This is a genomic window from Streptomyces sp. URMC 129, assembly GCF_051386415.1.
Classification (GTDB): domain Bacteria; phylum Actinomycetota; class Actinomycetes; order Streptomycetales; family Streptomycetaceae; genus Streptomyces.
In genome coordinates, this window is the sequence record NZ_JBPQTQ010000105.1 from 1 (window position 1) to 23,272 (window position 23,272).

Here is a 23,272-nt window from a genome sequence, read left to right on the forward strand (position 1 = left end):
GGACATGCGGGCTCCTGTGGGGGTCCTGGCGGCGGGCCCTGGCGGCGGGTCCCGGCGGGGCGCGGAGCTGATCGTCGTTCCCGGTCATGATCGCGCGCCCCGCCCGGAGCCGGGGAGACTCGGGACCGGGCGCGTCCGGTGGGTGGGGGCGGGAGGTCAGTCGACGCCGAGCAGGTCCTCCAGCGGGACGATCGCGAAGTACGCCAGGAAGAGGGCGGCGACGACCCACAGGAGCGGGTGGATCTGCCGTGCGCGGCCCTGGCACACCTTGATCACCACGTAGCTGACGAGGCCGGCGCCGATGCCGTTGGTCACGGAGTACGTGAACGGCATGACGACCATGGTCAGGAACGCCGGGATCGCGACCCCGTAGTCCTCGAAGTCGATGGCCCTGATCTGGGTGAGCATCAGGAACCCGACGACGACGAGCGCGGCACCGGCCGCCTCGGACGGCACCACCGACACCAGCGGGGTGAACAGCGTGGCCAGCAGGAAGAGCACGCCGGTGACGACGCTGGCCAGGCCGGTGCGCGCGCCTTCCCCGACGCCCGCCGCCGACTCGATGTAGGTGGTGTTGGAGGAGGTGGAGGCGGCGCCGCCCGCGGCGGCGGCCAGCGAGTCCACGAACAGCACGGGCCCGATGCCGGGCAGCCGGCCGTCCTTGTCCAACAGCTCCGCCTCGGCGCCGACGCCCACGACGGTGCCCATGGTGTCGAAGAAGTCGGCGAGGAGGAGCGTGAAGACGAACAGGAGCGCGGCCACGGCGCCGACCCGTTCGAACGAGCCGAGCAGGCTGAACTCGCCGAGCAGCCCGAAGTCCGGGGTGTCGACCACCTTGTCGGGCATCTCCGGCACGACGAGGCTCCAGCCGCCGGGGTTCACCGAGCCGTCCGCGCCGAACACCGGGCCCGGCCCGGCGACGGCCTCCACCACGATGGCCAGCGCCGTCGTCGCCACGATGCCGATCAGGATCGCGCCCGGCACCCTGCGCACGACGAGCACGGCCAGCAGCAGCACGCCCGCGGCGAAGACGAGGACGGGCCAGCTGTGCAGGGTGCCCCCGGAGCCCAGCTGGACGGGCACCGGGGTGTTCGCCGCGTCCGGGACGCGGCGGACGAACCCCGCGTCGACCAGGCCGATGAGCGCGATGAACAGCCCGATGCCGACGCCGATCGCGGTCTTGAGCTGGGCGGGGATGGCGTAGAAGACGGCGGTGCGGAAGCCGGTCACCACCAGGACGGTGATGATCAGGCCCTCCAGCACCACCAGGCCCATCGCGTCGGCCCAGGTCATCTCGGAGGCCAGGCTGGTGGCGACGAACGCGTTGAGGCCGAGCCCGGTGGCGATGGCGAACGGATAGCGCCCGATCACGCCCATCGCGATCGTCATCACCCCGGCGACGAGGGCGGTCACGGCGGCCACGGCCGGGATGCCGAGGACCGCGCCGGTCGCGTCGGGAGCGGTGCCGACGATCAGCGGGTTGAGCACCACGATGTACGCCATGGTGAAGAACGTGGCGACGCCGCCCCGGACTTCACGGGACCAGGTGGACCCGCGCTCGGTCAGCTTGAACCAGCGGTCGATCGCGTTCGTCACGGCGTCGTCTCCAGCAGGTGGTCGACCACGACGGAGCCGACGAGGTAGGCGTTCTCCAGGGAGGGCCGGAACGCGCCGGAGTTGGACGCGAGGTGCTCCGAGACCGTCTGGCCGGGGTAGGGCTGGTCGAAGTTGCTGGCGGTGCGGAGGTTGAGGTAGCGGTCGAGGTAGCCGCGGCGTTCGAGGGCAGTGGCGGTGGCGTTGTCCTCCATCTGCGTGGTGCAGTAGTCGCCCTGGTCGTCCGTGCGCAGCGCGGTGATGTAGTCCGCGCGGGCCGACTGCCCGGCTCCGGACCAGTAGTTGTCGCCGGTGAGCGTGTCGCAGACGGCGACGTAGGGTTCGACGCCCTCCTGGCCCGGGTAGTGGCTCCTGACCTCCTGGGAGACGGCGCTGTCGGTGAGTTCGAGGTCCTGGGTGAGGTCGTAGGCCAGGTCGACCAGGTCGTCGTTGAGCCGGAAGACGGTGGTCTCGCCGCCGAACTCCTGGTAGGCGTGCGGGATGTCGGGGGCCTCCTCGGGCAGCAGGTGGTGGCCGAGGTCGTAGTCCACGACCCAGCGGGCCCAGGCGGCGAAGCCGAGGGTGCCGTTGTCCGGCGGGGTGCCCGCTATGCCGGCGGAGAGGAAGTACGCGTCGTCGAAGTCCAGCCGGGGGCTGTCGAGGACGGCGCTCATGGTGGCGGCGGCGTTGGACTTGCCCATGCCGGTGGTCAGGACGCACAGGCCCTGGCGGTTGCAGCGGACCGGGCTGTAGGCGCCGGGCACGTCCACGGTGAGGGGCAGGCTCTCCTCGCGCAGCCAGGGCGCGGTCTCGGGCTGGAACATGGTGATGACGAGCACCTCGACGTCCACCTTGCGGTGGCTGCCGGACCGGTCGGGGGCGGCGGCGGTGGACGACGGGGCGACGCCGGCCAGGGCGATGACGGTGGCCAGGGAGGCGGCGGAGGCGGCGGCGCCCAGGGACAGCCGCCGGCGGCGGGTGGTGGTGTTGCGCGACATGGTGAAGGCTCCGGGGCAGTGGCTTGCGGTGGGTCGGCGCTGGGTTGCGGTCGGTTGGCGCCGCGTTGCGCCGTGTTGCGCCGTGTTGGGGTGGGGAGCGGGGGGACGTTCGCCCTTCTCCGCCGCGCCGTCGGGAGGTACCGTCACACGGCGGAACCGTCGGTCCGCGGGATCGGCCGCAGAGTTCAACGTTTTGTTGAAGCCTTGGGGAGGCCGATAACATCCACGTTTCCGCTACGTGAAATTCACCTTCCGCCCCTGCCGCGCTCGCCTTCTCTTCCCCCGCCGGTCGGCCACGGGACGCCGGGACGTCGCCCGGCGCGGGCATCCTCGCGCCATGCGACGGCTGCCGCTGCGCCAGGCCCTCTGCCTGCTTCCCCTCATCGCCGTGGCCGTCTGGGCCGGTCTGCACCACGAGGTGCTGACCTCCGGCGCCCGCCAAGTCCTCGCCGCCGACGGCTCCTGGCTGCTCGCGGCCCTCGGCACGACCCTGCTGGGCTGGGTCGCCGTGTCCTTCGCGCGGCAGGGCACGGTCCACGAACGGCTCCCCGCCGGACGCCTGTTCGCCACCCAGTTCGCCGCCGGAGCCGCCAACCACCTGCTGCCGTCCGGAATCGGCGCCAGCGCGGTCAACATCCGCTTCATGACCCGCTGCGGCATCCCGCCCGCCCGCTACTCCGCCGCGCTCGCCCTGTACTTCCTCGCCGAGGGCGTCTCGCGCGTGGCGCTGCTCGCCGCGCTGCTCCTGGCGTTCCCCGAGGCGCTGCGGCTCCAGGCGCTGCTGCCGGAGCGGATCGGCCTCGGGCTGCTCGCGACGGCCGGCGTGGCCGCCGCCCTCGCCGCGGTGCTGACCGTCTGCGCGATCCGCCCGCTGCGCCGCACCGTCGGCGGCTTCCTGCGCGCCGCGCTCACCGACATCCGCTCCCTGCACACCCGCCCGCGCCGGGTGCTGGCCCTGTGGGGCGGCTCCTTCGCCTTCCCGGTGCTCCAGGCCGCCGGGCTGGTCGCGGTCGCGCTCTCCCTCGACCTGCACGTGCCGGTGGCGCACATCGTGCTCGCCTACATGGCCGCCTCGGTGGTCGCCGCCATGGTGCCCAGCCCCGGCGGCATCGGCTCGGTGGACGCCGCGCTGGTCCTCGCGCTGGTCGCCACCGGTGCCCCGGCCACGACGGCGACCTCGACCGTCCTCGCCTACCGCGTGATCACCGTGTGGCTGCCGCTGCTGCCGGGCGCGCTGGTGCTGGGCGCCCTGGTCAAACGCCGGGTGGTGTGACCGAGCCCAGCAGCCCGGCCATCGTCGCGGCGGCGGAAACGGCCGCGTCGCCGCAGCAGTTGTTGAACAGGACGTGCACCTCCTTGGCACCCGCCGCCAGTTGCCGCACGCGCGGGATCCAGGCGGCCAGCTCGCCGGGCGTGTAACGGTGGCGGAACCGCTCCTCCTTGCTCCCCGATCCCCACGCCGGACTGCGCCCGTGGAACCGCGCCACCGCCACCTCCGGGCAGGTCACCTCCGCGACCGGCGGCATCGAGGCGGGCAGCCCGCTCGCGGTGTCCACGGCGACCAGCGCCAGCCCCCGGCTCCGCAGGAACTCCAGCGTGGCGGCCCGGTGTCCCGGCGCGAACCAGCCCGGATGCCGGAACTCGACGGCCAGCCGCAGGTCGTCCGGCACCCGCCGGCGGCAGTCCGCCAGCCGCGCCCGCGCCCGCTCCCCCGGCCCGAACCACGGCGGGAACTGGAGCAGGACGCTGCCCAGCCGGCCCGCCTCGCGCAGCGGCGCGATGCCCTCCAGGAACGCCCGCCACACCTCCTCCAGCGCGGCGCCCGGCAGTTGGGCCGCGCGCAGGAAGCGCTCCGGCGGTCCCTCCGGTCTCAGTCCGGGCGGCAGCGCGCCGGCCCGCGTCGGGTGGCCGGTGAGCAGCGAGAACGCCTTGATGTCGAACACGAAGCCGTCCGGGGTGCGTTCGGCCCACAGGCGGCTGTTGCGCGCGGTGGGCAGGGAGTAGTACGTGGCGTCGACCTCGACGACGGGGAAACGCGAGGCGTAGTACCGGAGCCGCGCCTCGGCGCTGCGCGCCCCCGGCGGGTACCAGCCGCTGGCCAGCAGCGCGCGGTCCGTCCACGAACACGTGCCGATCAGGATGTCACCCATGCCCGCCCGAGTGCCCCGCACCGGCCGCGCCGAACGGCCCACTTGGCACACGTTCGGGCTAATCCCGGCGCCCATGGGCGAGTTGCGACGGACCCCGGGGTATCGCGGCTATGACGTCAGGCGCCGTGGGTGGGGAGGTGCGCGATGGCCGGTCGGCCGTCCGTCCGGTGGCTGCGGGCCCATCTCGGGCGGCGCGGGGGGTTCCTGTTCATCGTCGGCACGGGAGAGCTGCTGTGGGGGCTCCAGTTCATGCTGGACCCCGCGCCCAACGCCCAGGGGCTGGCGCTGCTGACCGACGCGGCGCCGCTGCACGCCTGGTCCTGGCTGTGGGTCGCCGCCGGCACCGCGGCGGTCCTCTCCTCGCTCGTCAAGGCCGGCCGCGACTGGGCCGGTTTCGCCGCGGCCCTGGCACCGCCCATCGTGTGGCTGGGCGCCTATCTGACCGCCGCCGTCTCCGGGGACTACTCCCGGGGCCTGTGGGTCGCCGGGTACTACGCGACGATCCACGTCGGCGTGCTGCTCTGGGCCAGCGCCACACCCGAGTTCCCGGTTCCGCGGCGCAAAGGCGGGGAGAGATGAGCGAGTTCTGGACCACGGTGGCCGCGGTCGGCGGCCCGGTCGGCGCGATCGCCGGCGGCTGGTACGCCGCCCGCGCTACGCGCGTGGCGGCGACCATCACGGCCGAGGCACAGCGCCGGGCGGCGGAGGCCGCCGCGGCCCCTGAGGAACGCCGGGCCGACCTCGCGGTCATCCAGGCCAGCGTGGACAGACTCGACGCGGAGAACGCCCAGTTGAGACAGCGCCTGCACGGCACGGAAACACTGGTCCGCGCCTTCGCCCGCTATGTCACCCACCTCACCACCCAGATGCGCACCCACGGCCTCGACCCGGCCGAACCACCGCCCCGCGTCGAGGAGTACAACCGCACCGGGGTGTGAGCCGGGGTCGGCTCCGTCAGAGGGCCATGGGCTCACCGCCGGCCACGCGGAGTCCCGATCCGCTGCCGGTGTCCAGGACACCGGCAGCGGATCGGTGATCTCCCCGACGAACCCGCCGTCCGGGCCGGTGTGGCGGAAGGCCGGCAGCACCCAGCGCCCCGACCGGTCCCGCACGAGCCGCCCGCTGCAGAGCGATTCGTCGGTCAGCCGTGTCGCGCGGGCCGAGGAGCACGCGTTACCCGGCCCCGGCGCACGAAGAGGGCGGGCCGCACCCCGTCACCAGGTGCGGCCCGCCCGTTTCCGGCAGGGTCAGTGACGCCCGTGCGCGGTGTCCGACGCCCCACCGAAGAGCCGGGCGACGGCACGGAAGGGCAACGAGACGACCGTGGCGAGCGCGCCCCCGATCGCCCGGAGGACGTCTGCGACAGCTTTGAGCATGGCTGGACCTCCCTTGTCCGTTCGCATCGCCACGAGTTCCGCACCCACCGCCGGCCAAACCCGACACGCGCCCCTGGCACAGTTCCCGGACGGCCCCTGCCCTGGAAAAGGGGGCTCCCGGCTCATCTCGGTCGGCGGGGTCGACCACCGATGGTCCACCCGCCGCAAGCCCAGGTACGGCCGAGGGATTTGCCAGACACCACTGGAGGGAGCGGGCTCCGTGGGTCAGCCGTGGAAGCTCACGTAGCCGTTGCCGTCGGGGTCGGATCCGCTCTTGGTGTAGGAGTGGGAGTCCGCCGCGCTGCCCGAGGGCTTGTACAGGTAGATCGTGTCGCGGTCGTTGTTCCACATGAAGTTGCAGTTGTCGCGGTAGACCACGTTGTACTTGTCGGAGTCCGTGCCGTTGCCGCCGCGCAGCCGCACGTAGTCGCCGGGCTGGAGGTAGTGGTCGGCGGGGAAGACGAAGCGGTTGCCGGCGGCGTCCCTGACGACGTAGTTCCTGAGGTTGACGGTCACCGAGGACGAGTAGTTCTTGATCGTCACGTACTCCTCGTCGGTGTTGCCGGAGGAGCAACTGTTGGAGTCCCGGCCGGGCGCGTCGTACTGGACCCCCCGGAGTTTCAGCGCCGAGCTGTACTCGGCGGCCTCGGACTGGGCCGGTATGAGCACGACGGCACACGCCGCGGCGACAGCCGCGACGGCGGCACGGACAAGCTTCCTCAACGAGATCTCCCCACACGTAACGAAACCGCGCACCACCTGTGTGCGGCGGAGGCCAAGGCTACCGAGGGAGTGACCGCACCCATACGGTGGGTTGCCGATCCGTTATCGAGGCCGGTCTCACGAATCCCGCAGCGCACAGGGCCAGTTCGTCGGCGATCACGGCACTGGACGGGAGACACACGCGACGCCCCGGACCTCGTGCGGTCCGGGGCGTTCGGAGAGTGCCCCAGGCAGGATTCGAACCTGCGACACCCGCTTTAGGAGAGCGGTGCTCTATCCCCTGAGCTACTGAGGCGGGGCGTGTCGGGCTCAGTGTAGCGGGTGGTCTCCACGGGGAGGCCGGGGTTCAGGCCGGGGTGGCCAGGGTGAGGGCGAAGCGGGATTGGGGGTCGGTCCACCAGTGGGACTGGGTGAAGCCGGAGGCCGTCAGGTCTTCCGTCAGGGACTCCTCGCGGAACTTCACGGAGATCTCCGTGCGCAGGTCCTCACCGCGGGTGAACTCCACGGTCAGGTCGAGGGCGGGGATCTTGACCGTGTGGGTGACGCGGGCGCGCAGGCGCATTTCCATGCGTTCCGCTTCCGCGTTCCACACCGCGCGGTGGTCGAAGGCGCCGGGGTCGAAGTCGGCGCCGAGTTCGCGGTTCAGGACGCGGAGCAGGTTCTTGTTGAACGCCGCCGTCACGCCCTGGTCGTCGTCGTAGGCGCGGATCAGGGTCTTGGGGTCCTTGACCAGGTCGACGCCGAGGAGGAGGGCGTCGCCCTCGCGGGTCAGTATGGTGCGCATGCGGGTGAGGAACGCGACGCGCTGGTCGGTGTCGAAGTTGCCGATGGTCGAGCCGAGGAACGCCACCAGGCGCGGGGCCGCGTCGGGGAGCGGGAGGTCGGTCTCGAAGTCGGCGACGGTCGCCTCGACGCGCAGGTCGGGGTAGTCGCGGCACAGCGACTCGGCGGCCTCCTCCAGGGCGGATTCGCTGACGTCGAGCGGCGCGTACAGCTTCAGGGTGCCGCCGGCGCTCAGGGCGTCGATCAGCAGGCGGGTCTTCTCGCTGGAGCCGGAGCCGAGTTCGACCAGGGTGCGGGCGCCGGTGAGCCGGGCGATGTCGTCGGCGTGGGCGCGCAGCACCATCTTCTCGGCGCGCGTCGGGTAGTACTCGGGCAGGCGGGTGATGCGGTCGAACAGCACGCTGCCGTGCGCGTCGTAGAACCACTTGGGCGGCAGCGTCTTGGGCTGGGCGGTCAGGCCCTCGGCGACGTCGGCGCGCAGGGTGCGGGTGAAGTGGTCGGCGGGGAGGCGGTTGTCGATCGAGATCCGGTTCGGCATCGTCGCGGTTCCTTTCAGAGAGGTTCGATCTCCGTCGTGCGTTCGGTGGCCAGCAGCAGGGAGTGGTCGGGGACTTCCCGCCAGCCCTCCTCGTCCGAGGTGGGGGCGGAGGCGACGGTGATCTCGCCGGGGGCGGCGCGGTACCAGAGCGTGCCGCCGTGGCGGGTGGCGGCGATGGCGTGGCCGTCGGTGAGGAGGAGGTTGAGGCGGGCGTCGGGGCGGGCGCCCGCCGTCTGGCGGGCCACGTCGGCCAGCGCGTCACCCGCCGGGGTGCCGTCGGCCAGGCGTCTGATCGTCATGATCCACAGCAGGGCGGAGTCGCAACGGGCTTCCGCGTCGAGGAGTTCGGCCGGGGACAGCGGCTCGCCCATGTCCTCCGGCAGCAACTCCCAGTCGTCCACCCGCCCGTTGTGGCTGAACAGCCAGTGGCCGAGGATGTACGGCGCGACGGCGGACTCCTCGTAGCTGTTGCCGGGCGTCGCGGAACGGACCGCCGCCAGGACGGCGCCGCTGTGGATCGCGGCGGCGAGGCCGGGCAGGTTGGCGTCACTCCAGATCGGCACGGACCGGCGGTAACGCACCGGCCCGGCCCCGTCGTTCACCGGATACCAGCCGATGCCGAAGCCGTCGGCGTTGACGGTCGGGGTCCACGACTGCTCGTAGAGGCTGTGCGGCGTGCCGCTGATCAGCTCCGCCAGCGGGCGCGGCGGGCCGAGGTACGCCAGGTGGCGGCACATCAGCGCGCGTCCTCCGCCGCTGTGCGGCAGGTGCGGAAGCCGGCGAAGATCTGGCGCCGGATGGGGTGGTCCCAGTTGCGGAACGTGCCCCGGCAGGCGACCGGGTCGGTGGCGAACGAGCCGCCGCGCAGCACCTTGTAGGAGGGGCCGAAGAAGACCTCGCTGTACTCGCGGTAGGGGTGGGCCGTGAAGCCGGGGTATCCGGTGAAGTCGCCGGATGTCCATTCCCAGACGTCGCCCAGGAGTTGGCGGATGCCCAGTGGTGAGGCGCCGGCCGGGAAGCTGCCGGCGGGCGCGGGCCGGAGGTGGTGCCGGCCGAGGTTGGCGTGCTCGGGGCCGGGTGGGTCGTCGCCCCAGGGGTGGCGCAGCGAGCGGCCGGTGGCGGGGTCGTGGCGGGCGGCCTTCTCCCACTCGGCCTCGGTCGGCAGCCGCCGCCCGGCCCAGCGGGCGTACGCGTCGGCCTCGTACCAGCACACGTGCAGCACCGGCTCGTCCGGCGGGACCTCCTCCACGTGCCCGAACCGCCGCCGCAGCCACCCCGTACCCCCGTCCCGGAGCCAGAAGCGGGGCGCGACCAGTTCGGCTCGCTTGCGGTGCAGCCAGCCGTCCGGGTGCCACCAGCGCGGGTCGTCGTAGCCGCCGTCCGCGATGAACTCCTGGTAGGCGGCGTTGGTCACCGGCACGGTGTCCATCCAGAACGCCGGGACGTCCACGGTGTGCGCGGGCCGTTCGTTGTCCAGCGCCCACGGGTCGCTGTCCGTGCCCATGGTGAACGGGCCGCCCGGGACCAGCACTTCACGCGGCAGACCACGGGCGTCCGCGGGCGCGGGCGGCGGCGCCGGCGCGTCCAGCACCGGCGGACCGGCCCGCAACTGGTGCGTGGCCAGCATCGTCTCGCCGTGCTGCTGCTCGTGCTGCGCCACCATCCCGAACAGGAAGCCGTCGCCCGGCGGGATGGCGGCCAGCACGTCGAGTGCCTGGTCGCGGACGTCCGCGAGATAGCGCCGGGTGCCGGCCGGGTCGAGCAGCGGCAGCGCGGGGCGGTCGGCGCGCGGGTGGCGGAACGCGTCGTAGAGCGGGTCGAGGTCGGACCGCACGGCCGGTCTGCTGCCCGCGCGGCGGACCAGCCAGATGTCCTCCTGGTTGGCGATGTGCGCCAGGTCCCAGACCAGGGGCGACATCAACGGCGAGTGCTGCGCGATCAGTTCGGCGTCGCTCAGGCAGTCGGCGAGCGCCAGCGTGCGGCGGCGGGCGGTGGACAGGGCGATGCGGGCCCGCTCGCGGGGGCTGGGTGCCTTGGTCACGTCGGGGATGAGGGTGTCCTCGGTCATCGCCACACTCCTTGGCTCACTCCTTGGCTCACTCCTTGCCGGCAGCGGTAGCGGTCGAGCAGGTCGTCGGCGGGGCAACGGCCGCGCGCCGCGTACCGGTCCGCGAAGTCGCCCACGGCGCGCCGCAGTCCGGCGCAGGCCGGGTCGCGGGCGAGGGCGGACTCCGCGGCGGCGAGGCAGGCGCGGACGGCCGGGCCCAGCAGCGGGTCGGCGGGGCCGGCGCGGGCGGCGCGCAACCACAGATCGGGGCGGGGGAACGCGCCGCCGCGCGCGGTCAGCGGCTCGGTGGCGGCGAACGCGGCGTCGGCCGCGGCCGGTTGGTCCATGAGGGCGGAGACGACGGCGAGCGGAACGGCCCAGCCGTCGTCGCCCGGCTGGGCGTCGATCATCCGCAACTCCAGCCAGCCGCGCGGCCGTACGGGCGGGAACAGGGTGCTGAGGTGGTAGTCGAGGTCGTCGGTGCCGGGCGGGCGTTCGCGGGGTGCGCGCCCGGCCGCGTCGCGCAGCCAGGTGCGGAACGTCCAGCCGGGCGGCGCGGTCCACGCGGCGGGCGCGGGGCGGCGCACGCACAGCAGCGGCGCGTCGAGGGCGTACCGGGCCCAGGACTCGCGCGGGTCGGACCCCTCGGGCGGCCGGGTGCGGCCGGGGTCGGAACGTGCCCACAGGGCCTGCCGGGTGGAGGCCCAGCCGGTGGGACGGCCGCGCCACAGCGGGGAGTTGGCGAAGGCCGCGGTCAGCACCGGGCCGAGCCGGTGGGCCAGGAGCCAGCGGTGCCGGTAGCCGTGCGGGCCGCCGGAGTCGTCGCCCGCGTCGAGGCAGACCTGGACGGAGGCGGTCGCGCACATCACGGCCCGGCCGCCGGAGGAGACCCGGGCGAAGTACGTCTCCATCGCCCGGTAGCGCGGCCCGCCGGCCACGGGTGGCGGGGCGCGGTACGGGTCGAGGCCGACCCCGGCGAGAACCAGGCCGGAGGCGGCCAGGGCCGTCCTGATCGCGGCGAGGTCGGTGCTCGCGGCGGCCACGCACCGCGCGAGGGACGGCGCGGGCCGGGTGCTCAGCTCGATCTGGCCGCCCGGTTCCCGGGTGAGGCGTCCGCCGCCCGGCAGCGGGCCCAGCGCGGCGAGCGCCGCGGACGCGGCCCCGGCCGGAACGGGCCGCCGGGCGTCACCGGCCCGGCGCACCAGCCACTCCAGCTCGACCCCGGTCAGCGCGGGCGCGCCCCCGGTGGCGAACCCGGCCCGCGCGACGTGCGCCTCCGCCGCGCGCTCCGCCAGCGGGGTGCCCGCCGGGAGTCCGGCGGAGCCCGCCGCACCGCGCCGCCCGCCGGGGTCGTCCGGCTCCTGGGCTATGACCGCCTGCACCGCCATGGCCGTCCTCACCCTCCTCACAGGTCCGTTTCACCCGGATATGTCCGGGCCATGGGATCACCGTAAGGCGACGGGCGGCGGCGCGCTCCGGCTATGCGGCCAGTCGGCGCACGGCCAGCTCCGCGTAGAGCGCGGCGCCGTCGGGCAGCACCGCCTCGTCGAACGCGGCCAGCGGGGAGTGGTTCGGCGGCGCGGTACCGGGGTCGGCGCCCGGCATGGTGGCGCCGAGGAAGAGCATGGCGCCGGGCACCGCGTCGATCACCCGCGAGAAGTCCTCGGAGCCCAGGATCGGGTTCTCCATCGGGGCGTACCGCTCCTCGCCGTGCAGCTCGCGCACCACGTCGGCGGCGAACGCGGTCTCGGCGGCGTCGTTGACCGTGACCGGGTACTGCTCGGTGAACTCCGCCTCCACCGCCAGCCCGTGCGCCGCCGCGACGCCCTCGCACACCGCGACCGTGCCCTCCCGCAGCCGGGCGCGGTTCCCGGCGGAGAGGGCGCGGACGGTCGCGTGGAACGTCGCCGTGTCCGGGATGACGTTCGACTGCGTGCCCGCGTGGAAGCTGCCCACGGTCAGGACGACCGGGTCGAAGACGTCGAACGTCCGCGTGATCCACGTCTGGAGCGCGGTCACCATCTCGCACGCCGCCGGGATCGGGTCCCGCGCGCGGTGCGGCGCCGAGCCGTGGCCGCCCGCGCCCCGGACGGTCACCTCCAGCACGCCGGAGGCGGCCAGCAGCGGCCCGCCGCGCGCCGCGAACACGCCGGACGGCCAGATGTGCGAGGTCACGTGGAGGGCGTACGCCGCGACCGGGCGCTCCCCCGCGGCGTCGAGCACCCCCTCGGCGAGCATGTGCCCGGCACCGTCCCAGCCCTCCTCGCCCGGCTGGAACATGAACAGCACGTTCCCCGCCAGCCGGTCGCGGCGGGCGGACAGCAGGCGGGCGGCGCCGACGAGCATGGCGGTGTGCAGGTCGTGGCCGCAGGCGTGCATCCGTTCCGCGTCGGCGGCGAACGGCAGGCCGGTGCGCTCGGTGACCGGCAACGCGTCCATGTCGCCGCGCAGCAGCACGGTCGGGCCCGGGCGGGCGCCGCGCAGGACGGCGGTCACGGAGGTGAGGGCGCGACCGGTCGAGACCTCCAGCGGCAGCCCGTCGAGGGCGGTGAGGACGGTCTCCTGGGTGCGCGGCAGGCGCAGGCCCAGCTCGGGGACGGCGTGGAGGCGGCGGCGGAGCGCCACGAGATCCCCGGCGAGGGCGCGGGCGTCGTCGAGAAGGGTCATCGTGGGGTGCTTCCCTCCCTCTCCGGGCACGATCAGGGCGCGCGGTGCCTCGGCGCGCCCCGCGAGTCGTCCGGGTCCGGCCGGGTGTCCGGGGCCCGGCGGCGCGGACCGGCGTCCGGGAGATACGTACCCGCGAGCGGGTCGGGGGCCGACCCGTCGTCCCGGATGACGGGGACGAGGATGGTGGCGTTGCCCTCGGGCTCGGTGACGGCCTTCCCCGCGCCGTCGCTGACCCGGATCAGCAGCGCGACCAGCAGCCAGTTGGCGACGGTCGACGAGCCGCCCTGCGCGAGGAACGGCAGCGCCTTGCCGGTCAGCGGGATCAGCCCGGTCACGCCGCCGGAGACGATGAAGACCTGGATCGCCAGCACCGCGGAGAGCCCCGCCGCCAGCAGCTTCCCGAACGGGTCGGTGGCCGCGATGGCGGCGCTCAGCCCCCGCTGGACGAGCAGCCCGTACAGCATGAGGACGAGCGTCACCCCGACCAGGCCCAGCTCCTCCCCCACCGTGGCGAGGATGAAGTCGCTGCGCCCGGCGAACCCGATCAGGTAGGAGTGGCCCTGGCCCAGGCCCGTTCCGGTGAGGTCGCCGGCGCCGAAGCTGAACAGCGCCTGCGCCGACTGGTCCGAGATCAGCCCCGGCGGGCGCTGGTCCTCGGGCAGGAAGATCGCCATCGGGTCCAGCCACGCCTGGACGCGGCCCTTGACGTGCGGCTGGGTGGAGGCGACGACGACCGTGCCGAGGGCCGCCATCAGGCCGCCGAGGACCACCCAGCTCGTGCGCTCGGTGGCGATGTAGAGCATGACGATGAAGACGCAGAAGAAGAGGAGCGAGGTACCGAGGTCGCGCTCGTAGAAGAGGACGACGAGGCTGACGGCCCACACCAGCAGCACCGGGCCCGCGTTCCGGCCGCGCGGCAGGGCGAGGCCGAGGACGCGGCGGCCGACGAGGGCGAGGGCGTCGCGGTTCGTCATCAGGTAGCTGGCGAAGAAGATGACGATCATGACCTTGACGAACTCGCCCGGCTGCACGGACAGCGGCCCGACCGTGATCCACCGCTTGGCGCCGAACTGGTCGGCGCCGAAGAACGCCGGGGCCATCAGCAGCAGCATCGCCACGGCCATGCCGAGGTAGGTGTAGCGCTGGAGCACCCGGTGGTGGCGGAGCACGACGACGGTGGCGACGAAGAGGCCGACGCCGACGATGCTCCAGATCACCTGATCGGGTGCGGCGGGAGCCGACTGGTAGTCGTCCGGCGGGTAGTGCTCGGCGTACGCGAAGTCCAGCCGGTCCAGCAGCACGAGCCCGATGCCGCTGAGCAGAACGGTCACCGGCAGGATCAACGGGTCGGCGTGGCGGGCGAATCGGCGCACGGCGAGGTGGGCGGCGAGGGCGAGGCCGCCGAGGCCGGCGGTGTGGGTGAGCAGGCCGGACGGCACCTCGTCGTACAGGGCCAGGCCCACGGCGGCGTGGCCGAACGCGGCGATGGCGACGGCGAAGACGATGAGGGCCAGTTCGGTGTTGCGGCGGTGCGTGATCCAGTGCCTGACCGCCGGCGGGAGCTGAGCGCCGCCCTGCCTGCCCCTGATCATGCGTCCCGCCCCCTGTCCCGAGCGCGTCCTCCGCGCTGCGGGCAACCTACCGGCGCCGGGGCATGTGCGTCATCAGGGAGATCCCGGGCAGACGGGGCGGTACGGACCCCCGGCGGAGCCCCTGCGGACCCCCTGCGACGGCCGGGGCGGCGGGCGGGTCCGCGGGCGGGCCGGCGGGCGCGGTCGCATGGCCGCGCGGGGGCCGGGGTACCCGGAAGCAACTAACCGAGCGTCTTGTTCGTCTTCAGGGATGTGGGAGAGATGTGGCAGCGATGTACCGCGCGTCAGGTGCGCGGCACCTCCGTCCCGCGCGCAGCCGTGCAGTTTACTGCATCGGGGAGAAAAAGATGGGTCGCTTGGGAATTCTGTCCGGATTCCCGTCGTTGATTCGTTACGGAACCGGGAGGCAAGGGGGCAGCCCGGTCCGGGTCCCGAGAGGGACGAGTTGATCAGTTCGATCAGTTGTGATCATTTCGAAGGGGAGTGCACGCATGGCAACCCGTGCCGTCGCCCGGCGTCCGGACACCGATGACAGTGTCGAAGCGACGGGCAGTGTCCGGTCCAGCGCGACCAGCGATGCCACGGAGCGCGACCTGGTCGGGATGTACCTCGACGAGATAGCCAGGACCCCGCTGCTGGACGCGGCCAAGGAGGTCGAGCTGTCTCTCGCGATCGAGGCGGGGCTGTACGCGGAGCGCATCCTGGAGGGCGAGGAGGAGCCGGCCCCGGGGGGCGCCGCCGCTTCCGCCACGCGCGAGGAGCTTCAGGCGCTGGTCGCCGCCGGTGAGCGGGCGAAGGACATCTTCATCCGTTCCAACCTGCGGCTGGTCGTCGCCGTCGCCCGGAGGTATCCCCGCAGCGGCCTGCCGCTGCTGGACCTGATCCAGGAGGGCAACGCCGGTCTGGTCCGGGCGGTTGAGAAGTTCGACTACACCAAGGGCTTCAAGTTCTCGACGTACGCGACCTGGTGGATCCGCCAGGCCATCACCCGGTCCATAGCGGACCAGTCGCGCACCATCCGGCTGCCCGTCCACCTGGTGGAGGAGCTGGGCCGGATCCGGCGTGTGCAGCGCGAGTTCAACCGGGAGAACGGCCGGGACCCGGAGCCCGGCGAGATCGCGGCGGAGCTCGGTTCGAGCGCGGACCGGATCCAGGACGTGCTGGACTGGGCGCGCGACCCGGTCAGTCTGAACATGTCGGTCGACGACGAGGGCGAGACCCAGTTCGGGGACCTGCTGGAGGACACCTCGGCGGCGTCGCCCGAGCAGTCGGTGCTGGTGATGATGCGCCGCGAGGGTCTGGAGTCCCTGATCGGCCGCCTCGACCAGCGCACCGCCGCGATCATCCGCGCGCGGTACGGCATCGAGGACGGCCGCGAGCGCACGCTCACCGAGGTCGGCAAGCAGCACGGGCTGACCCGGGAGCGCATCCGGCAGATCGAGAAGCACGCGCTGCTGGAGCTGAAGCGGATGGCGAACGACTCCGGCTTCGACGCCGCCGCCTGACGGACCGGCAGATCCGAGGAAGCCGAGCCCCGGCGCCCGCCCCCGGGCCCCGGGGCTCGCCGCTGCCCGCATGCCCGCATGCCCACGTGTCCGCGGGTCTACGTGCCCGGCCGGACTGCGGACGGCACGCGCGGCCGACGGCGGACAGGGGCACAAGGGGACAGGGGGACAGGGGACGGACACACCTCGCCCAACTCTGTGACACAGGACACACATTCCCGGGAAATAAGTGGGGACGGTCTCTCCGTTTTGATGACTGTCCACGCAAGCGGGGAGCGAGTCCCCGGTTGATTCACCAGGGCGTCGTCAGGCGCCCCGCAGGGGGGAGCGGCATCGTGACCACCACCACGACGGTCCGTCCCCGGCTGCGCGCCGACGCCGTGCGCAACCGGGAGCGGATTCTCGCCGCCGCCCGCGACGTGCTCGTCGAGCAGGGGGCGGACGCGCCCCTGGATGAAATCGCTCGACGGGCCGGGGTCGGGAATGCCACGCTGTACCGGCACTTTCCCGATCGCAAGTCCCTGCTGTTCCACGTGCTGCTCTACGTGAACCAGCGGATCATCGAGCGGGCCCGACAGGCACTGGAGACGGAGCATGATCCCTTCGAAGCGCTGCGCAGGATGGTCCTCGACAGCGCCGATGAGCGGGTGGGTGCGCTCTGTCCCATGCTGGGTTCCGACATCGATCCGGAAGATCCGCAGCTCGTAGCCAGCCGTGGGCGCATGCAGAGGGTGACGCAGAAGCTGGTCGACCGGGCGCACGCGTCGGGCCAGCTCCGCCGGGATGTCGGCGCCGGGGATCTGCTGGTCGCCATCGCCAGGCTCACCCTCCCGATGCCGGGCGTGCGTTGCCGGGGTGACGCACTTCTCGCCCGGCGCCACCTGCAGATTTTCCTGGACGGTCTGCGAACCCCGGCGCGCAGCGAACTACCCGGTCAGGCGACCAGTTTGGACGATCTCAAAGACGAGCTTTGCCGACTGCCGCAGCCACCCGGACGAGGGCGGCGCTGAGTTTTCCCGTTCTCCGGAGTCTCAACCCCTGAGTCTCCCCCTTGAGTCTTACGCAGAGCGAACCCCAATCGCTTACTTCCCTGCCCGACATGCAACGTGAGGTAGTCACACCCATGCCACCGGAAACCGCCGTGAGCCAGGCTCACAGCACCGCGGAAGCGGACCCCAAGCGCTGGACCGCGCTTGTCTTCATCGCCATCGCCCAGCTCATGGTGGTGCTCGACGCCACCATCGTGAACATCGCGCTGCCGTCGGCCCAGGCCGATCTCGGCATATCCGACGGCAACCGGCAGTGGGTCATCACGGCCTACGCCCTGGCCTTCGGTGGTCTGCTCCTCTTCGGCGGTCGTGTCGCCGACCTGTGGGGACGCCAGCGGGCCTTCGTCATCGGCCTGATCGGCTTCGCGCTCGCCTCCGCGCTCGGCGGCGCCGCGCAGAACGAGGCGATGATGTTCGCCTCCCGCGGCCTGCAGGGTGTCTTCGGCGCGCTGCTCGCGCCGGCCGCGCTGTCGCTGCTGACCGTTCTGTTCACCGACGTCAAGGAGCGGGCCAAGGCGTTCGGCGTGTACGGCGCCATCGCCGGTGCCGGTGCCGCCGTCGGTCTGCTGATGGGCGGCGCCCTGACCGACTATCTCGACTGGCGCTGGACCTTCTTCGTCAACATCCCGTTCGCCGCGGTGGCGGCCATCGGCGCCATCCTGGTGATCCGGGAGCCCGAGGAGGCGCGGAACCGCTCGACCCTCGACGTGCCCGGCGTGCTGCTGGCGTCGCTGGGCCTGGTCGCCCTGGTCTACGGCTTCAGCCGTGCCGAGCAGGAGGACTGGACCGAGTCGGTCACCGTGACGATGTTCGTCCTGGCCGTCGTGCTGCTGACCGCGTTCGCGTTCGTCGAGTCCCGCGTGAAGTCGCCGCTGCTGCCGCTGCGCGTCGTGACCGACCGGAACCGCGGCGGATCGTACGCGTCGCTGGGCGTGGCGATCATCGCGATGTTCGGTCTCTTCCTCTTCCTGACCTACTACTTCCAGATCGTGCGCGGGTACTCGCCGGTCAAGACCGGTCTGGCCTTCCTGCCGATGGTGGCGGGCATGATCGTCGGCTCGACCCAGATCGGCACCCGCCTGGTCACCCGGGTCGCGCCCCGGACGCTGATGGTGCCGGGCTTCCTGGTCGGCGCGGTCGGCATGCTGATGCTGACCCAGCTCAGCGTGGACTCCTCCTACGCCGCGCTGATCCTGCCGGCCCAGGTGCTGCTCGGTCTGGGCATGGGCACCGCGTTCATGCCGGCGATGAGCGTGGCCACCGAGCGGGTCAAGCCGACCGACGCGGGTGTCGCCTCCGCCATGGTGAACGTGTCGCAGCAGGTGGGCGGCGCCATCGGCACGGCGCTGCTGAACACCATCGCGGCCGGCGCCACCACCTCGTACTACGAGTCGCACGTCGGGTCGCTGACCGGAGTCGAGCTGCAGTTCGAGTCGATGGTGCACGGCTACACCGTCGCCATCTGGTGGGGCTTCGCGGCCCTGCTGATCTCGGCGGCCATCGCCTTCTTCCTCATCACCAGCAAGGGCAGCCACGTCGGCCAGGCCCTCGCCGACGGCGAGGACGGTGACCTGGAGAAGGGCACGGCGGTTCCCGCCTTCGCGCACTGACCCGGACCGCACCACCCCATCCGGGCCCACCCCACTCGGGCCCACCTGATCCTCGGCCCCCGCGGCTTCCCGCCGCGGGGGCCGAAGTGTTTCCGAATGTGTTTACTTCCCCGCCACACGGGCGTAGCATCCCGATCCACACACAGATTCGGGCATGAACGGGCAGAAACACAGATGTATGCACCTGAGCGGCAGCAGGCGATCCTCCGCCTCGCCCGGGAGCGGGGACGCGTCGAGGTCCTCGCCCTCGCCGACGAGTTCGAGGTCACCGCGGAGACCGTCCGCCGCGACCTGAGGGCCCTGGCCCGCGCCGGGGTCCTGCGCCGGGTGCACGGCGGCGCGATCCCCGTGGGCCGTCTCGACTTCGAGCCCGACCTCAGCGAGCGCGAGGCCACGGCCGTCCCGCAGAAGGAGCGGATCGCGCGGGCCGCGCTCGCGGAGCTTCCCGAGGAGGGCAGCGTCATCCTCGACGCGGGCACCACGACCGCCGCCCTCGCCGCCGCCCTGCCGCTGGACGCCAAGCTGACCGTCCTCACCCACGCGCTCCCGCTGGCCGCGCGCCTGGCCGACCACCCCGGCATCGAGCTGCACGTCGTCGGCGGCCGGGTCCGGCACCGCACGCGGGCCGCCGTGGACTCCTGGGCGCTGCGCACCTACGGCGAGGTCACCGCCGACGTCGTCTTCCTCGCCACCAACGGATTCGGGCCGCGCTCCGGCCTCACCACCCCCGACCTGGCCGAGGCGGCGGTGAAGCGGACGCTGATCTCCGCCGCCCGCCGGGTGGTGCTGCTGGCCGACTCCAGCAAGTTCGAGCAGGAGCACTTCGCCCGCTTCGGGTCGCTGGTGCAGGTGGACCTGCTGATCACCGACGACGGACTCAGCGCCGCCGACGCCCGCGCGGTGGAGGCGGCCGGAACGGAGGTGCGACGCGCGTGATCCTCACCGTGACCCCCAACCCCAGCCTCGACCGCACCTACGAGATCCCCGCGCTGACCCGGGGCGCCGTGCTGCGGGCGGGCGCCGACCGCGTCGACCCCGGCGGCAAGGGGGTGAACGTCTCCCGCGCGGTCGCCGCCGCCGGTCACCGCACCACGGCCGTGCTGCCGCTGGGCGGGCCCGAGGGCACGCTGCTGTCGCGGCTCCTGACCGGGCAGGGCATCGACGTCGCCGCCGTGGCGGTCGCGGGCCGCACGCGGGTCAACGTCTCGGCCGTCGAGCCCGACGGCACTCTCACCAAGCTCAACGCCGCCGGCCCCGAGCTGACCGCGGCCGAGTCCGAGGCGCTGCTGGCCGCGGCCGGACGGCACGCCGCCGCGGGCGCCGCCTGGACGGTGTGCTGCGGCAGCCTGCCGCGCGGCCTGGACGACGGCTGGTACGCGGAGCTGGTCGCCCGCACCCACCGGGCGGGTGCCCGGATCGCCCTGGACACCTCCGGCCCGGCGCTGCTGCGGGCGCTGGCCGAGCGGCCCGACGTGATCAAGCCCAACGCCGACGAGCTCGCCGACGCCGTGGGCCGCCGCCTGGTCACGGTCGGCGACGCGGTCGAGGCGGCCGAGGAACTGCGCGCCGCCGGGGCCGGGGCGGTGCTGGCGAGCCTCGGCCCGGCCGGACAGGTGCTGGTGGACGGCACCGGCACCTGGTTCGGCAGCGCGCCGGTCGCCACCGTGCGCAGCGACGTCGGCGCCGGTGACGCGTCCCTCGCGGGCTTCGTCACCGCGGGCGGCGTGGGGCCGGACGCCCTGGCCGCCGCCCTCGCCCACGGCGCCGCCGCCGTGCGCCTGCCGGGCAGCGTCATGCCCGCCCCCGCAGACCTGCGGCCGGAGGAGGTCACCGTGACCGCCGACGTGCCGTTCGGACGTCCCCTCTCCCTTCCCCGAACCCGTCCCCATCCCCGTAGCCCCGAGGGAGCCGTGCGATGAGCAAGCTGATCACCGCGGACCTGGTCGATCTCGCCCTGTCCGCCACCACGAAGGAAGCGGCGGCCCGCTCGCTGGCCGAACGGATGGCCGCCGCCGGCCGCGTCACCGACCTCGACGGGTTCCTGGCCGATGTCGCGGCCCGCGAGGCCCAGATGCCGACCGGTCTGGAGGGCGGGATCGGCATCCCGCACTGCCGAAGCGCGCATGTCACCGAGCCGACGCTCGCGTTCGGGCGCAGCGCGGCGGGCATCGACTTCGGCGCCACGGACGGCGCGGCCGACCTGGTCTTCCTCATCGCCGCCCCGGCGGGCGCGGACGAGGACCACCTGACGATCCTGTCGGGGCTGGCGCGCAGCCTGATGGACCCCGAGTTCGCCCAGGCGCTGCGCACCGCCACCGACCCGGCCCGCACGGCCGCCCTGATCCGGGGCGACCAGGGAGACCCGGGAGACCTGGGTGAGCCGGACGAGCGGGCGGAGAACGCCGCCGCCGGGGACGCGACCCCGGTGCCGTTCCGGATCGTCGCCGTCACCTCCTGTCCCACCGGCATCGCCCACACCTACATGGCGGCCGAGTCGCTGGAGCGGGCGGCGCGGGAGGAGGGCGTGGAGATCACGGTCGAGACCCAGGGGTCGGCCGGGTTCGAGCGGCTGAGCCCGGAGCTCATCGCCGCGGCCGACGCCGTGATCCTCGCGCACGACGTGGAGGTGCGGGAGAAGGCCCGGTTCGGCGGGAAGCCGACCGTGGACGTCGGGGTGAAGGCCGCCATCAACCGGCCCGCCGAGCTGATCGCGGAGGCGCGCGGCAGGGCGGAGCGCGGCGAAGTGGCGTCGGCGGCACCCGCGGCGGCGCCCATGGACCGGGCCGGGGCGCCCGGTGACCACTTCGGCACCCGGCTGCGCACGTGGCTGATGACGGGTGTCAGCTACATGGTCCCGTTCGTCGCGGCCGGCGGTCTGCTGATCGCCCTCGCCTTCGCGATCGGCGGGTACGAGATCAACGAGGCCGCGCCCGTCGCCGAGCACTTCGTGTGGACGGAGGGCGAGAGCTGGGCGGCGCTGATGTTCCAGATCGGCGGCACCTCCTTCGGCTTCCTGATTCCGGTGCTGGCGGGCTACATCGCCTACGGCATGGCCGACCGGCCCGGACTCGTGCCCGGCTTCGTCGGCGGCGCCATCGCCGTGACCATCGAGGCCGGCTTCCTCGGCGGCCTGGTCGCCGGTCTGCTGGCGGGCACGGTGGTGATGGCGATCCAGCGGGTCCACATACCGCCGGTGCTGCGCGGCATCATGCCGGTGGTCGTGATCCCGCTGCTGTCGGCCGCCGTCGTGGGTCTCCTGATGTACATCGTGGTCGGCAAGCCGATCGCGGAGGCGCAGTCCGGGCTGACGGACTGGCTCAGCGAGCTGAGCGGCTCCAACGCCGTCATCCTCGGCGTGCTGCTCGGCCTGATGATGTGCTTCGACCTGGGCGGCCCGGTGAACAAGGTCGCCTACGCCTTCGCCACCGGAGGCATCGCCGTGGCCGACCCCAGCGGGACGAGTCTGGAGATCATGGCCACGGTGATGGCCGCGGGCATGGTGCCGCCGCTGGGCATGGCGCTGGCCACGACCCTGCGCGGCAGGCTGTTCACTCCGGCCGAGAAGGAGAACGGCAAGGCCGCCTGGGTGCTGGGCGCCTCGTTCATCACCGAGGGCGCCATCCCGTTCGCCGCCGGGGACCCGCTGCGCGTCATCCCCTCGGCCATGGCGGGCGGCGCCGTGACCGGCGCGCTGACCATGGCGTTCGGCAGCACGCTGCGCGCCCCGCACGGCGGTGTGTTCGTGGTGCCGCTCATCGGCGGCGCGCTGCCGTACCTCCTGGCGATCGCGGCCGGAACGGTCGTCACGGCCGGCCTGGTCGTGGTCCTCAAGGGCAGCCGGAAGGCCGCGCCCGCCGCGCCCGGCGCGTCCGGCGAGCCGGGGCGGCAGGCCGCCCGGCGCGCCCCGGCGACGGCCGCCGCCTGAGAAAGCCGCCGGTGCCCCCGGGTTAACTCCCCCATTGCCCCCGGGGGCACCGGCCTCCACCTCCCGCCGCCGACCGGATCACCGGTCGGCGGCGGTGCTCCCCGGCCGGTACAGGTCGGAGTACGACGGGAACAGCCCGCCCGGCGTGTCCACGCTCTCCGCCGCCAGCACGGCCTTGACCACGGCCCGCATCAGCACGTCGGCACCGGCCGCCAGCACCTCGTTGAACGCCAGGGCCGCGTCGAGCGGCGTCGGCCCGGCCGGGCCCGGCCGCTCGCCGGTGGCCAGGGCGAACACCGTGTCGCCGTCGGTCATCAGGTGCACCGGCCGCACCGCGCGGGCCAGCCCGTCGTGCGCGGTGCCCGCCAGCTTCTGCGCCTGCGCCGGGGAGAGCGCGGCGTCCGTGGCCACCACGGCGATCGTGGTGTTCAGCGGGACCCGCTCCCCCGCCCCGAACCGCCGCGCCGTCTCCCGCAGCGCGGCGGCCAGCCGCTCCGTGGCCTCCGCGTGGCGCGCCGGGTCGGGCCCCCGGCCCGGCTCGGCCAGCAGCGCGCCGGTGACCGGGTCGAGGGGCGAACCGCTGGCGTTCACCGCGGCCAGCGCCGCGACCGTGACACCCCCGGGCAGCACCAGGCTGGCCGTGCCGACGCCGCCCTTGAGCCCGCCGATCACCGCGCCCGCCCCGGCGCAGGCGCAGAAGCTGGCGGGCACCGCGC

The 23,272-nt window shown here is 73.5% G+C and carries 21 protein-coding genes and 1 tRNA gene; 9 read left to right on the forward strand and 13 right to left on the reverse strand.

Annotated features, from left to right (window positions below; translation table 11 throughout):
* Positions 1-156: 156 nt before the first annotated feature.
* Entirely contained in the window at positions 157-1,596 is a 1,440-nt protein-coding gene (locus tag ACSNOC_RS20440; protein ID WP_436748961.1) for an NCS2 family permease, read from the reverse strand.
* On the reverse strand, positions 1,593-2,591 hold the full coding sequence (locus tag ACSNOC_RS20445) for a purine-nucleoside phosphorylase (protein WP_436748962.1): 999 nt from the start codon (positions 2,589-2,591) through the stop codon (positions 1,593-1,595). Before ACSNOC_RS20445 ends, ACSNOC_RS20440 begins: the two co-directional genes overlap by 4 nt.
* A 337-nt stretch (positions 2,592-2,928) precedes the next feature.
* On the opposite strand from ACSNOC_RS20445, the gene ACSNOC_RS20450 reads away from it, so the two are divergent.
* Complete coding sequence (locus ACSNOC_RS20450) at positions 2,929-3,864, forward strand: lysylphosphatidylglycerol synthase transmembrane domain-containing protein (RefSeq protein ID WP_436748963.1); 936 nt, start codon at positions 2,929-2,931, stop codon at positions 3,862-3,864.
* Here the strand turns inward: ACSNOC_RS20450 and ACSNOC_RS20455 are convergent.
* On the reverse strand, positions 3,845-4,741 hold the full coding sequence (locus ACSNOC_RS20455) for a DUF72 domain-containing protein (protein WP_436748964.1): 897 nt from the start codon (positions 4,739-4,741) through the stop codon (positions 3,845-3,847). The two genes, ACSNOC_RS20450 and ACSNOC_RS20455, sit on opposite strands and share 20 nt — an antisense overlap.
* Before the next feature lie 144 nt (positions 4,742-4,885).
* On the opposite strand from ACSNOC_RS20455, the gene ACSNOC_RS20460 reads away from it, so the two are divergent.
* Both ACSNOC_RS20460 and ACSNOC_RS20465 read left to right on the forward strand, forming a co-directional pair.
* The gene (locus ACSNOC_RS20460; protein ID WP_436748965.1) at positions 4,886-5,320 is read left to right on the forward strand and encodes a hypothetical protein; all 435 of its coding nucleotides are present in this window, start codon (positions 4,886-4,888) and stop codon (positions 5,318-5,320) included.
* Positions 5,317-5,679 (forward strand): hypothetical protein, encoded by a 363-nt coding sequence (locus ACSNOC_RS20465; RefSeq protein WP_436748966.1) that lies wholly within the window; start codon positions 5,317-5,319, stop codon positions 5,677-5,679. Before ACSNOC_RS20460 ends, ACSNOC_RS20465 begins: the two co-directional genes overlap by 4 nt.
* A gap of 309 nt (positions 5,680-5,988) precedes the next feature.
* Here the strand turns inward: ACSNOC_RS20465 and ACSNOC_RS20470 are convergent, their stop codons facing one another.
* The 9 genes from ACSNOC_RS20470 to ACSNOC_RS20510 all read right to left on the reverse strand — a co-directional run bounded on the left by ACSNOC_RS20470 (position 5,989) and on the right by ACSNOC_RS20510 (position 14,467).
* Positions 5,989-6,117 carry an LPFR motif small protein gene (locus ACSNOC_RS20470; RefSeq protein ID WP_436748967.1) on the reverse strand — a complete coding sequence of 43 codons (129 nt, stop codon included), beginning with the start codon at positions 6,115-6,117 and terminating at the stop codon, positions 5,989-5,991.
* Positions 6,118-6,342: 225 nt separating this feature from the next.
* Positions 6,343-6,846 (reverse strand): lamin tail domain-containing protein, encoded by a 504-nt coding sequence (locus tag ACSNOC_RS20475; RefSeq protein WP_436748980.1) that lies wholly within the window; start codon positions 6,844-6,846, stop codon positions 6,343-6,345.
* A 216-nt stretch (positions 6,847-7,062) separates the two neighbouring features.
* Positions 7,063-7,135: transfer RNA gene (locus tag ACSNOC_RS20480), tRNA-Arg, on the reverse strand.
* 51 nt (positions 7,136-7,186) lie between these two features.
* Positions 7,187-8,161 (reverse strand): L-histidine N(alpha)-methyltransferase, encoded by a 975-nt coding sequence (gene egtD / locus ACSNOC_RS20485; RefSeq protein ID WP_436748968.1) that lies wholly within the window; start codon positions 8,159-8,161, stop codon positions 7,187-7,189.
* 14 nt (positions 8,162-8,175) lie between these two features.
* Positions 8,176-8,898, reverse strand: coding sequence for an ergothioneine biosynthesis protein EgtC (gene egtC, locus ACSNOC_RS20490; protein WP_436748969.1), 723 nt, complete (start codon positions 8,896-8,898; stop codon positions 8,176-8,178).
* The gene (egtB, locus tag ACSNOC_RS20495) at positions 8,898-10,229 is read right to left on the reverse strand and encodes an ergothioneine biosynthesis protein EgtB (protein WP_436748970.1); all 1,332 of its coding nucleotides are present in this window, start codon (positions 10,227-10,229) and stop codon (positions 8,898-8,900) included. Before egtB ends, egtC begins: the two co-directional genes overlap by 1 nt.
* On the reverse strand, positions 10,226-11,596 hold the full coding sequence (gene egtA, locus ACSNOC_RS20500) for an ergothioneine biosynthesis glutamate--cysteine ligase EgtA (protein ID WP_436748971.1): 1,371 nt from the start codon (positions 11,594-11,596) through the stop codon (positions 10,226-10,228). Before egtA ends, egtB begins: the two co-directional genes overlap by 4 nt.
* Before the next feature lie 91 nt (positions 11,597-11,687).
* Positions 11,688-12,875: a M20 metallopeptidase family protein gene (locus ACSNOC_RS20505; protein ID WP_436748972.1), complete on the reverse strand. Its 1,188-nt coding sequence runs from the start codon at positions 12,873-12,875 to the stop codon at positions 11,688-11,690.
* Positions 12,876-12,907: 32 nt separating this feature from the next.
* Positions 12,908-14,467: an FtsW/RodA/SpoVE family cell cycle protein gene (locus tag ACSNOC_RS20510; protein WP_436748973.1), complete on the reverse strand. Its 1,560-nt coding sequence runs from the start codon at positions 14,465-14,467 to the stop codon at positions 12,908-12,910.
* A 491-nt stretch (positions 14,468-14,958) separates the two neighbouring features.
* On the opposite strand from ACSNOC_RS20510, the gene ACSNOC_RS20515 reads away from it, so the two are divergent.
* The 6 genes from ACSNOC_RS20515 (at position 14,959) to ACSNOC_RS20540 (ending at position 22,556) form a co-directional block, all read left to right on the forward strand.
* Positions 14,959-15,972, forward strand: coding sequence for a sigma-70 family RNA polymerase sigma factor (locus tag ACSNOC_RS20515; protein WP_436748974.1), 1,014 nt, complete (start codon positions 14,959-14,961; stop codon positions 15,970-15,972).
* 332 nt (positions 15,973-16,304) lie between these two features.
* The gene (locus ACSNOC_RS20520) at positions 16,305-16,982 is read left to right on the forward strand and encodes a TetR/AcrR family transcriptional regulator (RefSeq protein WP_436748981.1); all 678 of its coding nucleotides are present in this window, start codon (positions 16,305-16,307) and stop codon (positions 16,980-16,982) included.
* A 113-nt stretch (positions 16,983-17,095) separates the two neighbouring features.
* A complete protein-coding gene (locus tag ACSNOC_RS20525; protein ID WP_436748975.1) occupies positions 17,096-18,631 on the forward strand; it encodes an MFS transporter in 1,536 nt (511 codons plus the stop codon).
* A 174-nt stretch (positions 18,632-18,805) separates the two neighbouring features.
* Entirely contained in the window at positions 18,806-19,567 is a 762-nt protein-coding gene (locus ACSNOC_RS20530) for a DeoR/GlpR family DNA-binding transcription regulator (RefSeq protein WP_436748976.1), read from the forward strand.
* Positions 19,564-20,550 (forward strand): 1-phosphofructokinase, encoded by a 987-nt coding sequence (gene pfkB, locus ACSNOC_RS20535; protein WP_436748977.1) that lies wholly within the window; start codon positions 19,564-19,566, stop codon positions 20,548-20,550. Before ACSNOC_RS20530 ends, pfkB begins: the two co-directional genes overlap by 4 nt.
* Positions 20,547-22,556: a PTS fructose transporter subunit IIABC gene (locus tag ACSNOC_RS20540; protein ID WP_436748978.1), complete on the forward strand. Its 2,010-nt coding sequence runs from the start codon at positions 20,547-20,549 to the stop codon at positions 22,554-22,556. Before pfkB ends, ACSNOC_RS20540 begins: the two co-directional genes overlap by 4 nt.
* 78 nt (positions 22,557-22,634) lie before the next feature.
* Here ACSNOC_RS20540 and ACSNOC_RS20545 read toward each other — a convergent pair.
* A partial coding sequence (locus tag ACSNOC_RS20545; protein WP_436748979.1) for a P1 family peptidase occupies positions 22,635-23,272 on the reverse strand: 638 nt, incomplete at its 5' end.

Coding starts and splice junctions, on each gene's coding strand:
- ACSNOC_RS20445 (WP_436748962.1), bottom strand. CDS start 2,591: ATGTCGCGCAACACCACCACCCGCCGCCGGCGGCTGTCCCTGGGCGCC.
- ACSNOC_RS20450 (WP_436748963.1), top strand. CDS start 2,929: ATGCGACGGCTGCCGCTGCGCCAGGCCCTCTGCCTGCTTCCCCTCATC.
- ACSNOC_RS20455 (WP_436748964.1), bottom strand. CDS start 4,741: ATGGGTGACATCCTGATCGGCACGTGTTCGTGGACGGACCGCGCGCTG.
- ACSNOC_RS20460 (WP_436748965.1), top strand. CDS start 4,886: ATGGCCGGTCGGCCGTCCGTCCGGTGGCTGCGGGCCCATCTCGGGCGG.
- ACSNOC_RS20465 (WP_436748966.1), top strand. CDS start 5,317: ATGAGCGAGTTCTGGACCACGGTGGCCGCGGTCGGCGGCCCGGTCGGC.
- ACSNOC_RS20470 (WP_436748967.1), bottom strand. CDS start 6,117: ATGCTCAAAGCTGTCGCAGACGTCCTCCGGGCGATCGGGGGCGCGCTC.
- egtD (WP_436748968.1), bottom strand. CDS start 8,161: ATGCCGAACCGGATCTCGATCGACAACCGCCTCCCCGCCGACCACTTC.
- egtC (WP_436748969.1), bottom strand. CDS start 8,898: ATGTGCCGCCACCTGGCGTACCTCGGCCCGCCGCGCCCGCTGGCGGAG.
- egtB (WP_436748970.1), bottom strand. CDS start 10,229: ATGACCGAGGACACCCTCATCCCCGACGTGACCAAGGCACCCAGCCCC.
- egtA (WP_436748971.1), bottom strand. CDS start 11,596: ATGGCGGTGCAGGCGGTCATAGCCCAGGAGCCGGACGACCCCGGCGGG.
- ACSNOC_RS20505 (WP_436748972.1), bottom strand. CDS start 12,875: ATGACCCTTCTCGACGACGCCCGCGCCCTCGCCGGGGATCTCGTGGCG.
- ACSNOC_RS20510 (WP_436748973.1), bottom strand. CDS start 14,467: ATGATCAGGGGCAGGCAGGGCGGCGCTCAGCTCCCGCCGGCGGTCAGG.
- ACSNOC_RS20515 (WP_436748974.1), top strand. CDS start 14,959: ATGGCAACCCGTGCCGTCGCCCGGCGTCCGGACACCGATGACAGTGTC.
- ACSNOC_RS20525 (WP_436748975.1), top strand. CDS start 17,096: ATGCCACCGGAAACCGCCGTGAGCCAGGCTCACAGCACCGCGGAAGCG.
- ACSNOC_RS20530 (WP_436748976.1), top strand. CDS start 18,806: ATGTATGCACCTGAGCGGCAGCAGGCGATCCTCCGCCTCGCCCGGGAG.
- ACSNOC_RS20540 (WP_436748978.1), top strand. CDS start 20,547: ATGAGCAAGCTGATCACCGCGGACCTGGTCGATCTCGCCCTGTCCGCC.